At 63.5% G+C, this 9,667-nt stretch carries 10 protein-coding genes; 8 read left to right on the forward strand and 2 right to left on the reverse strand.

All coding sequences use genetic code 11. The features are described 5' to 3' along the window. Positions 1–212 precede the first annotated feature (212 nt). The 7 genes from K288_RS0115000 (at position 213) to K288_RS0115030 (ending at position 6,483) form a co-directional block, all read left to right on the forward strand. Complete coding sequence (locus K288_RS0115000) at positions 213–527, forward strand: hypothetical protein (RefSeq protein ID WP_027580304.1); 315 nt, start codon at positions 213–215, stop codon at positions 525–527. Positions 528–611: 84 nt separating this feature from the next. Beyond that, positions 612–1,502, forward strand: a complete 891-nt coding sequence (locus K288_RS0115005; protein WP_051334539.1) for a sigma-70 family RNA polymerase sigma factor — start codon at positions 612–614, stop codon at positions 1,500–1,502. Positions 1,503–1,795: 293 nt separating this feature from the next. Continuing rightward, a complete protein-coding gene (locus tag K288_RS0115010; protein ID WP_027580306.1) occupies positions 1,796–2,968 on the forward strand; it encodes an ABC transporter substrate-binding protein in 1,173 nt (390 codons plus the stop codon). A gap of 187 nt (positions 2,969–3,155) precedes the next feature. Next, positions 3,156–4,073 (forward strand): branched-chain amino acid ABC transporter permease, encoded by a 918-nt coding sequence (locus K288_RS0115015; protein WP_027580307.1) that lies wholly within the window; start codon positions 3,156–3,158, stop codon positions 4,071–4,073. Continuing rightward, on the forward strand, positions 4,070–5,017 hold the full coding sequence (locus K288_RS0115020; RefSeq protein WP_027580308.1) for a branched-chain amino acid ABC transporter permease: 948 nt from the start codon (positions 4,070–4,072) through the stop codon (positions 5,015–5,017). The genes K288_RS0115015 and K288_RS0115020 overlap by 4 nt, the downstream gene beginning before the upstream one ends. Next, positions 5,010–5,777 (forward strand): ABC transporter ATP-binding protein, encoded by a 768-nt coding sequence (locus K288_RS0115025; protein ID WP_027580309.1) that lies wholly within the window; start codon positions 5,010–5,012, stop codon positions 5,775–5,777. The genes K288_RS0115020 and K288_RS0115025 overlap by 8 nt, the downstream gene beginning before the upstream one ends. Then, positions 5,770–6,483 carry an ABC transporter ATP-binding protein gene (locus tag K288_RS0115030; RefSeq protein ID WP_027580310.1) on the forward strand — a complete coding sequence of 238 codons (714 nt, stop codon included), beginning with the start codon at positions 5,770–5,772 and terminating at the stop codon, positions 6,481–6,483. Before K288_RS0115025 ends, K288_RS0115030 begins: the two co-directional genes overlap by 8 nt. Positions 6,484–6,508: 25 nt before the next feature. Here K288_RS0115030 and K288_RS50555 read toward each other — a convergent pair whose 3' ends face one another. Beyond that, positions 6,509–6,757: a DUF3551 domain-containing protein gene (locus K288_RS50555; RefSeq protein ID WP_084799598.1), complete on the reverse strand. Its 249-nt coding sequence runs from the start codon at positions 6,755–6,757 to the stop codon at positions 6,509–6,511. 438 nt (positions 6,758–7,195) lie between these two features. Between K288_RS50555 and K288_RS0115035 the strand changes: the two genes are divergently transcribed. After that, the gene (locus K288_RS0115035) at positions 7,196–7,609 is read left to right on the forward strand and encodes a cupin domain-containing protein (RefSeq protein ID WP_027580311.1); all 414 of its coding nucleotides are present in this window, start codon (positions 7,196–7,198) and stop codon (positions 7,607–7,609) included. A gap of 207 nt (positions 7,610–7,816) precedes the next feature. Here K288_RS0115035 and K288_RS0115040 read toward each other — a convergent pair whose 3' ends face one another. Beyond that, entirely contained in the window at positions 7,817–9,094 is a 1,278-nt protein-coding gene (locus tag K288_RS0115040) for a Spy/CpxP family protein refolding chaperone (RefSeq protein ID WP_043159892.1), read from the reverse strand. Positions 9,095–9,667 lie beyond the last annotated feature (573 nt).

Genomic DNA, 9,667 nt, shown 5'->3' on the forward strand with positions numbered 1-9,667 from the left:
TGTTCCAAGGCGCTTCTTTCTAATCGCACGATAGCGAAAACGTATGGCTCAGGCCTTCCGTGGTGCCGCGGCCGTGATCGGCGGCCGCGTCAAGGATCGCGTTCTGCGCGGCCGGAAAAAATCTTCCGGCGACCGTATCCTTTGACCGTCGTCAAACGTCCTTGGGGGTGCGCGATGGCCTCCGCATCGCGGCGCGAACCAGGGAGAGGACGATGACGACCAGACTGATCAGGTACAAGACGAAGCCGGACATGGCCGACACGAATGCCGATCTGGTTGCGGCGGTATTTGCGGAACTGAAGGCGGCAAAGCTCGATGGCGTGCGCTATCTTACGCTGCGGCTGGAGGACGACACCTTTGTCCACATCGTGGAGACCGCATCCGACGATGGGTCCAGCCCGTTGCCGCAACTGGCCGCGTTCAAGGCGTTTCAGAGCGGCATTCGCGACCGCGGCGCCGAGCCGCCGCTGGTTCGCAGCGCCAAAGTGGTCGGCAATTACCGTATGCTGGCGCATGATCCGGAGTAGCGGGAACCGGTTTTCCTCGCGACAAACGCGAAGCGTTTGCGCGGAGATCATGCCCGGACCAGCAACCAGTCCTGAGCAGGGAGAATGACGTCAGTGTCCGATGCGTCGGCGGCCGCCGGTCTCGACAGAATCCTGGTCGCGCTGCGGCCGCGGCTGCATCGCTACTGCTCCCGTATGGTCGGCTCGGTGATCGACGGCGAGGACGTGTTGCAGGATGCGCTGATCAAGGCGGTGGAAGCGTTTGCTTTCGTCGGGGAGATCCAAAATCCGCAAGGCTGGCTGTTCAGGATAGCGCACAACGCCGCGCTCGATTTCCTGCGGCGGCGCCATCGGCAGGACGCACTCCGGTCGGCGGAGGAGGTCGACATGATGGCCGACGAGCTCGACGACATCGCCCGCCGCGAGATCGCCGCCGCCAGCCTGCGTACTTTCATGCGCCTGCCGGTGGCGCAGCGCAGCAGCGTGATCCTGAGGGACGTGCTCGGCTATTCGCTGGCGGAAGTCTGCGAGATCATGGACCTGAGCCTGGTCGCGGCAAAGGCCACCTTGCACCGCGGCCGGGTTCGGCTGCGCGAGTTCGCCCGAGAAGGCGACGATGCACCGCCGCCGAGGCTGACGGACGCCGATCGGGCCCGTCTCTCCGCCTACGTCACCCATTTCAACGCCCGCGATTTCGACGCTATCCGCGCCATGATCGCCGACGACATCAAGCTTGATCTCGTCAGCAGGACCCGGCTCAACGGCAAAGTCGAGGTTTCGCGCTATTTCGGCAATTATGACAGGGCCAATGACTGGCTTCTGGTGCCGGGGCTTGTGGAAGGTCGTCCCGCGATCCTGGTGTTCGACCCCACGGTGCCCGCCGCGACGCGGCCGAAATATTTCGTGCTGCTGGATTGGCGAGCCGATAGGGTGGCAAGCATCCGGGATTTCCGTCACGCGCCCTACGTCATCGAGGGCGCGGAATATCTCGTGTAGTCCAGCGCCGCGAAAACCGGCTGGCGGCAGCTCCAAGACTGCGACAATGGTTGCCCGGGCAACCGGCACTATAATTCTTGCCAGCCTCGCATTTTACGAATTATGGTGCAGATCAGGCTCAAGCATGCGCCGAAGGTTCTAAACGCTGCCTTCGGTTCGCGCTTGCTGCCCAGTCAGGATTCCGCGCACAAAACACGTCACCCCGAACACGGGAGTGACGGGGGCACGGACGGCGCCGCCGGACGGTTCATCGGGATGGCGCCCGGTTGGAATGGTTGAGGAGGGGAGTGAACATGAAAACGTCATTTTGGCTGGCGGGCGTTGCCGCGCTGGCGCTGGCACAGCCTGCATTCGCGGCTGACACCATCAAGATCGGCTTTGTCTCGACTTTCAGCGGTCCCACCGCCGTCATCGGCAACGACATGCGGAACTCGTTCGAGCTGGCGCTCGACCATCTCGGCCGCAAGATCGACGGCAAGCCGGTCGAGGTGATCTACGAGGATGACCAGCAGAAGCCTGACGTCGGCAAGCAGAAGACCGAGAAGCTGGTGCAGTCCGACAAGGTCGACTTCATCGTCGGCTACATCTGGTCGAACGTGCTCTTGGCCTCGCTGAAGACCGCCGTCGACAGCAAGACCTTCCTGATCTCGGCCAATGCCGGCCCGTCGCAGCTCGCCGGCGAGCTTTGCTCCCCTTACGTCTTCTCGACCTCGTGGCAGAACGACCAGACCCCGCAAGCCATGGGCACCTACATGAACCAGAAGGGCGTGAAATCGGTGTTCCTGATCGGCCCGAACTACGCTGCCGGCAAGGACATGCTGGCCGGCGTGAAGAGCACCTTCAAGGGCGAGGTGGTTGGTGAGGAATATACGGTGTGGCCGAGCCAGCTCGATTTCTCCGCCGAACTCTCCAAGGCGCGCAACTCGAAGGCGGAGGCGATCTTCGTCTTCTATCCGGGTGCTGCCGGCGTGCAGTTCCTGAACCAGTATGCGCAGGCCGGCATCAAGCAGCAGATTCCGCTCTATACCGCCTTCACCATCGACGAATTGTCGCTGCCGCTGCAGAAGGAAAACGCGCTCGGCGTGCCCGGAGCCCAGCAATGGGTCAATGACCTGCCGAACGAGCAGAACAAGAAGTTCGTCGCCGACTACCGCAAGAAATACGCGAACCTGCGTCCGACCTTTTACGGCGCCCAATCCTATGACGCCGCCAACCTCATCAACAGCGCCGTGGTCGCCGTGAAAGGCGACCTGACAAAAAAGGACGCGATGAGAGACGAGATGCAGAAGGTCAACTTCAAGTCGGTGCGCGGATCGTACAAATACGGCAACAACCACATCCCGATCCAGAATTTCTACCTGCAGGACGTCGTCAAGGACGCCGACGGTCAGCTCGCGCTCAAGACGGTTGCCACGATCGTAGAGAACGATCAGGATCGCTTTCACGACAAATGTCCGATGAAGTGAGGCGTAGCGTTTTCCCGCGAAGTGGATACCGGTTCGCGTGAAGAAAACGCGTCAAGAAAAAATGTTTCCCCGGCGCATGATCTGCCAAAAGTCTGAGCGGTTTGGTCAGTCATCATGCACCCAACAACAATTGGCGGCGGCGCGGGCGCGCTGCCGCTTTCTTGTTTCAGCTTGATATAAGTCGCCGATGTTCCTTCTGATCGAACAACTTCTGAACGGATTGCAGTTCGGACTGCTCTTGTTCCTGCTGGCGGCCGGGCTCACGCTGGTGTTCGGCATCATGGATTTCGTGAACCTGGCGCATGGTTCGCTCTACATGATGGGCGCCTATTTTGCCGCGACCTTCGTCGGCTGGACCGGCAGCTTCGTGTTCGGCGCGATCCTCGCGCTCGCCGCCACGCTTCTGCTCGGCATCGCCCTCGAATTCGTGGCGCTCAGGCATCTCTATGGCCGCGACCATCTCGACCAGGTGCTGGCGACGTTCGGCCTGATCCTGTTCTTCAATGACATGGTGCGGCTGATCTGGGGGCCGGCGGGCCTCGCGCTGCCGCTGCCGACGTGGCTGACCACCCCGGTCCAGCTTCTGCCCGGCGTGTACTACCCGGCCTACCGGCTCTCGATCATCATCGTCGCGCTGCTGGTCGCCGCGCTGCTCTATCTCGTGGTGATGCGCACCCGCATCGGCATGCTGATCCGCGCCGGCGCCTCCAACCGCGAGATGATCGGCGCGCTCGGCATCAACATCAAGCTGCTGTTCACGCTGGTGTTCGGGCTGGGCGCCGCGCTCGCGGGCCTCGCCGGCTTGATGCAGGCGCCGATCCTGACCGTGCAGATCGGCATGGGCGAGAACATCCTGATCCTCGCCTTCGTCATCATCGTGATCGGCGGCATCGGCTCGATCCGCGGCGCCTTCCTCGCCGCGATCTTTGTCGGCCTGATCGATACGCTCGGCCGCGCCTTCCTGCCGGATCTCTTGCGCAAGGTGCTGAGCGGTGCCGCCGCCTCGACCGCCGCCCCCGCGCTGTCCTCGATGCTGATCTACCTGTTGATGGCGATCGTGCTCGTCTTGCGGCCGGAGGGGCTGTTTCCGGCCGCCAAGCGATGAAGTCCAAATTCAACGCCAGCAACGCCGTCGTGGCGGTGGTTTGCGCCGCGCTGGTCCTGCTGCCGGTCTATTCGGCAACGACCGGCAACATCTTCATCCTGACGCTGATGACGCGCATCATCATCTTTGCGCTGGCGGCCTCCAGCCTGAACCTGATCATGGGCTACGGCGGCATGATGAGCTTCGGCCACGCCGCCTATCTCGGCATCGGCGGCTATGCCGTCGGCATCCTGGCGGCCGAGGGCATCGGCTCCGGTTTCATCCAGTGGCCGGTGGCGCTCGGCGTCTCCGCTCTGTTCGCGTTGGTGATCGGCGCGCTCTCCCTGCGCACCCGCGGCGTCTATTTCATCATGATCACGCTCGCCTTTGCGCAGATGGCCTATTACGTCGCCTCCGCGCTGTCGCGCTATGGCGGTGACGACGGCCTGACCATCTACAAGCGCAGCACCTTCGACGGCCTGATCAACCTCTCGGACCGCACGCAGTTCTATTATCTCTGCCTCGCCTGCCTGTTCGGCGGCGTCTACCTGATCTGGCGCATCGTCAATTCGCGGTTCGGCCTGGTGGTGCAGGGCGTGCGCTCCAACGAGCAGCGCATGCAGGCGATCGGCTTTCCGGCCTACCGCTACCGGCTGACCTGCTTCGTCATCGCGGGCACCATCTGCGGCCTAGCCGGTGCATTGCTCGCCAACAACACCGATTTCGTCAGCCCGGCCGTGATGTACTGGACCCGCTCCGGCGACCTCATGGTGATGGTGATCCTGGGCGGGATGGGCTCGCTGTTCGGCCCGTTGATCGGCGCGATCGTCTATCTCGTGCTGGAAGAATTGCTGTCGCAATTCACCGAATATTGGGCGCTGATCATGGGCCCGCTATTGCTCTTGATCGTCCTGTTCGCGCGTGGTGGCATCATGGGCCTGCTCGGGAGGATACGCCGTGGCTGATCCCCTGCTTCGCGTCGACAATCTCGTGCGCCGTTTCGGCGGCATCCTGGCGACCGACAATCTGTCGCTCGAAGTGCCGCGCGGCGAACTGCATGCGATCATCGGGCCCAACGGCGCCGGCAAGACCACCCTGATTAGCCAGTTGACCGGGCAATTGATGCCGAATTCCGGCACCATCCATTTCGCCGGTCGCGATGTCACGGGGTTGCCGTCGTACCGGCGAAGCCGGCTCGGGCTGGCACGCTCGTTCCAGATCACCTCGCTATTGAAGGATTTCACCGCGCTCGACAATGTCGCGCTCGCGGCGCAGGCACATGACGGCCACTCCTTCCGCTTCTGGGGCAACGCGCGCAAGGAGAGGCACCTGCGCGATACCGCGCGTGCGGCGCTGCAACGCGTCGGGCTCGGATCGCGCGCCGATGTCCTGGTCTCCGAGCTCAGCCATGGCGAGCAGCGCGAGCTTGAGCTCGCGGTGGCGCTTGCGACCAAGCCGCAATTGTTACTGCTGGACGAGCCGATGGCGGGCCTCGGCGTCACCGAATCCGCGCGGATGGTCGAATTGCTGAAGGAGCTGCGCAAGGAATTCACCATCGTGCTGGTCGAGCACGACATGGAAGCGGTGTTCGCACTCGCCGACCGCATCACGGTGCTGGTCTATGGCCGCGTTATTGCCTGCGACACGCCGGATGCGATCCGCCGGCATGAAGAGGTGAAGCGCGCCTATCTCGGCGAACAGCATGCGGTGACACGTCATGGCTGACACATTGCTGGAGGTCGAAGGGATCGAGACCTGCTACGGCTTGAGCCAGGTGCTGTTCGGCCTGTCGCTGTCGATCAGGAGCGGCGAGATGGTCGCGCTGATGGGCCGCAACGGCATGGGCAAGACCACCACCATCCGCTCCATCATGGGGCTGACTCCGGCGCGGTCAGGCGCGGTCCGCTTTGCCGGACAGCAGGTGCGCGGCCTGCCGTCCTACAAGATTGCGAAACTCGGCATCGGCCTGGTGCCCGAGGGCCGGCAGATATTCCCGAACCTGACGGTGCGCGAAAACCTGGTCGCCGCCTCAGGCAACCGCCAGGGCAGCTCCGATCCCTGGACGCTGGAGAAAATCCACGCGCTGTTTCCACGCCTCGCCGAACGCGGCAGCAACATGGGCGTCACGCTCTCCGGCGGCGAGCAGCAGATGCTCGCGATCGGCCGCGCGCTGATGACCAATCCGAAACTGTTGATTTTGGACGAGGCCACCGAAGGCCTCGCCCCGCTGATCCGCGACGAGATCTGGAGCTGCCTCTCGATGCTGAAGGGGCGCGGTCAGTCCGTGCTCGTGATCGACAAGAATGTCGGAAACCTCGCCCGGATCGCGGACCGCCACTACATCATCGAACGCGGCCGCACCGTGTGGAGCGGCACATCAGAGCAACTGGTCGCCGAGCCCGATCTGCAGCACCGGTATCTCGGGATTTGAGGTGTGGCTAGGCGCTGCGATGTCGTCAGCGACGACGCGGCCTGGAAGAAATTGTCAGGTCGGCGGCGTTCGCGAGATAAGGATTGGCCCCGCAGTAGGCCGTGCGGCCCGATGCGGCAGCTTGACATTGCTGGTAGCTGGTGAATCCACAATCGCCCGCGCCAGCATAGTCGTCGCCTTGCAGGCAATACCGATACTCGCCAGCTCCGGCCGGGGTTACGCCAGTTGCGAAGATGGTCGCAGACGTCGCTAGTGCAAGAAAGAGGGTACGCATTTTCTCTCTCCCACGTTGAAGTGCCCCACTTGACGGTGAGACCAAACGTGCGGGTTCGATGTGAACAGGCTCACATCGACGGATGCAAATTTCTGACTCGACGACGCAAATGTGTAAGGAAGCCTGTCAACTCCGAGTTGGGTCAACAGCCGCCGTCGGCGACGTGGCGCACGACAAATCCACCGTAGGAGCGGCGTCATGGTGAAGGACGGCGGCGCGTTCGCACGCGGAACCTCGATCGGTCCAAGGGCGGCATCGGGTTTAGAAGTCTCTGCAGATGCGGCTAGTGGCATTCCTCGCTACGGCGTCACGCGGCGCGGCGGCAATAACGATCGTCTATCGACTCTATGGCGAGAGGTGATTTCCCTCGCCTGGCGTTGCAGGGTCATTCTCGTCAGGTGGTGGATAGTCATCTTTAACACGATCAGGAGGCTACAAATGTCAGTCCAGAAGCCGGTTCTCACGCCGCCCCACGGCGGCCAGACCGTGACCTCGAGCGGGGGCTCGAGCGTCGAGATGAAAGTGGAGAGCAGCCAGTCCGGAGGCGACTATGGCGCTGTCCTGTGGACGGTCCGGGCCGGGGAGGAGCCGCCGCTGCACACCCACTCGCGCGAGGACGAGCTGGTCTACGTGGTGCAGGGGCAGCTAATCGCGCGGGTCGGCGATGCCCGCGTCGAGGTTGGGCCGGGCGCCTACGCGGCTCTCCCCCGCGGTGTGCCGCATACGATCGAGGTGGTCGGCGACCAGGCGACCCTGCTGGTCAGCTTCGTGCCGGGAGGGCTCGAGCGCTTTCTAGTCCCCCGGGACGGCAAGCAGGCCGACCCGGCCGCTTTCGGCCTGACGTTCCCCTAGGGGCGGGGACCGCGGCGCGCGGCGTTCGTGACCGTGCGCCGCGAGCAGGAGGAAAACCCCCGCAGCCATGCGGCTGAACTGGGACGAACGGTGAATGCACTGCGGCCCGCCGCTCCCCGTTTCACGTTGCTTCCAGTCAAGTCGATGGCCAAGGAAGGTCCGTTCCGGGTCACTCGCGTCATTTTGGCCTATTCGCCGGATGTCTGCTTATCCCCCTGACAGCGGCGGAATAGCCCCCCGCTTCTTCGGCCCGAGCCCCTCGAACTGCGTCTTCTGCTCGTCGCTCAGGTACCAATAGAAATCGTCGACCGCGTCGTTCACGCTTCCGATCGCCTCTCGCATCGCTTCCAACCGCGCCTTGGCGGCCTTAAGGCGGCCCGGCGGGGTGAGCGCGTCCCTTGGCGGGCATGCGCTTAAGGCTTCCATGGTGCCCATCGTGGTGTCCTGCACCAATTCGAGCGCGGCGCGCTCGGTATCGTTCAGTTTCAGGCTGGCGGCGATGTCGTCGAGGGGCCATTGCTGGGCGACGAGCTGGCGGTATTGCTTTTCGGCCTGTTGCTCGTCCTGCGGTTCGCGGCTCGCCTGGCAGGCGGCGTCCTGCATCGCCTTCAGCTTCGCGGCCGCAGCGTTGGCGCGGCGGTCGCGTTGGGGCGCGTTGAGCCGCGCCTTCTGCTCATCGCTCAGGAGATCGTAGAACTTTTGGAATGGCGGCTGAACGGCCTCAACTCCGCTCAGCATCGCGTTGACGCGGCTCTGCATGGCCGCAAGCCGTTCCAGCGCGGTGGTTGCGGCCTGTGCTGGACAGGAGGCGCGGATGGTGTCGCCGGCGGAAGTCCAGGCGCTCTCGAGCTCGTCGAAGGCTGTGCGCTGCGCCTCGTTTGCCACGACCACCCGGCCGATCCGCTCGAGGGGCAGGCCGGTCGTCTCGGCGATGTCGCCGCCACAGAGCTCCTCCTGTACGGAGGGCGCTTTGCGATGCCGCCTCCCGGCGGGGCGCTCGGCCGCAAACGCCGAGAGATCGCTCGTAGCGTAAGGCGAGAAGATCGCTGCGTAGAGATCGCCGTAGCCATAGCCCCAGAAGGCGCTGCCGTCACTGAGAAGCGCGTAGTCATAGAGATCGCTGTAGGCGAACGGCCAGAACAGCGGACCGACCCAACCGTATGAACCGTCGGTGTGCTGCCACCAGCCTTGCGCGGCTCGGCCGCCCTGCCAGCCGGCCAGCGCCGCGACGGCAGTGAGCTGCGCGCGCTCACTCGGGCGGATCGACTCGGCGGCGGGGCGAAGATCTTGCGGTCTTAAGGCAGCCATTCGGACGCGGCTGCGGCGCGCCGCCATGCGCGCGTGGCGGAGACGTGCGACCGACAGCATGCCGGCCATCGCGAAGCGCGCGACACCGACGGGGCCGCCGACGCGCAGGCGGAAGCCCGCCTCGGCCGCGCTCGGTAGCGCTCCCAGAACGACCAGGGCAACGCCGGCCGCAGCCATTCCAAGGCGGGACTTTGGCATGATCTCTCCCCTTGGCTTCCCTCCTCCGCGGCCAGGCCGCATCGCGCCACAAAATATGACTCGGAGCGAAACCGAAAGTTCCGCCCGCGGTCGTTTTCATTCGGGTGAACCTGCGGTCACGTCACGATGTCAAACCGCCGAGGCTACATCGTGGCGCTTTTTTTAACGGATATCTTCATGGAGATCGCTGATACATTTTACGCGCGTCGACGCGAGGGACGTTTCATCCAAAATCGATCACGGACGTCCGTAGTGGCAATGAAAGCTACGCAGAAGCAGAGAAGTCCGGAGATCACCTTCGCGAGAGTTTTGGGGTTATTCGATTGTCGACTTTTGCATCGGCATCTCTCCTATAGCGGCACAAGACGGGAAATCGCCGCGATGTGGACGCTTTGGGTGCGACAAAACAACCCGACGGGCAAATCAGTAGAAACATGTCCAGCCCTCGCAGAAAAAACATTCCGCTTCCGTCGTCGGGCAAATCAGTGATTTAACTCCGCGCGTCTCACGGCGGATGAGGGGCGGCTCGCGATCGTCACGAACGTTGCGGTG

The organism is Bradyrhizobium sp. Ai1a-2 (genome assembly GCF_000426245.1).
Taxonomy (GTDB): domain Bacteria; phylum Pseudomonadota; class Alphaproteobacteria; order Rhizobiales; family Xanthobacteraceae; genus Bradyrhizobium.

What these genes read in the sequence shown, in the direction of transcription:
- K288_RS0115000 (WP_027580304.1), top strand. Translation starts at nt 213, where the DNA reads ATGACGACCAGACTGATCAGGTACAAGACGAAGCCGGACATGGCCGAC.
- K288_RS0115005 (WP_051334539.1), top strand. Translation starts at nt 612, where the DNA reads ATGACGTCAGTGTCCGATGCGTCGGCGGCCGCCGGTCTCGACAGAATC.
- K288_RS0115010 (WP_027580306.1), top strand. Translation starts at nt 1,796, where the DNA reads ATGAAAACGTCATTTTGGCTGGCGGGCGTTGCCGCGCTGGCGCTGGCA.
- K288_RS0115015 (WP_027580307.1), top strand. Translation starts at nt 3,156, where the DNA reads ATGTTCCTTCTGATCGAACAACTTCTGAACGGATTGCAGTTCGGACTG.
- K288_RS0115020 (WP_027580308.1), top strand. Translation starts at nt 4,070, where the DNA reads ATGAAGTCCAAATTCAACGCCAGCAACGCCGTCGTGGCGGTGGTTTGC.
- K288_RS0115030 (WP_027580310.1), top strand. Translation starts at nt 5,770, where the DNA reads ATGGCTGACACATTGCTGGAGGTCGAAGGGATCGAGACCTGCTACGGC.
- K288_RS50555 (WP_084799598.1), bottom strand. Translation starts at nt 6,757, where the DNA reads ATGCGTACCCTCTTTCTTGCACTAGCGACGTCTGCGACCATCTTCGCA.
- K288_RS0115035 (WP_027580311.1), top strand. Translation starts at nt 7,196, where the DNA reads ATGTCAGTCCAGAAGCCGGTTCTCACGCCGCCCCACGGCGGCCAGACC.
- K288_RS0115040 (WP_043159892.1), bottom strand. Translation starts at nt 9,094, where the DNA reads ATGGCTGCGGCCGGCGTTGCCCTGGTCGTTCTGGGAGCGCTACCGAGC.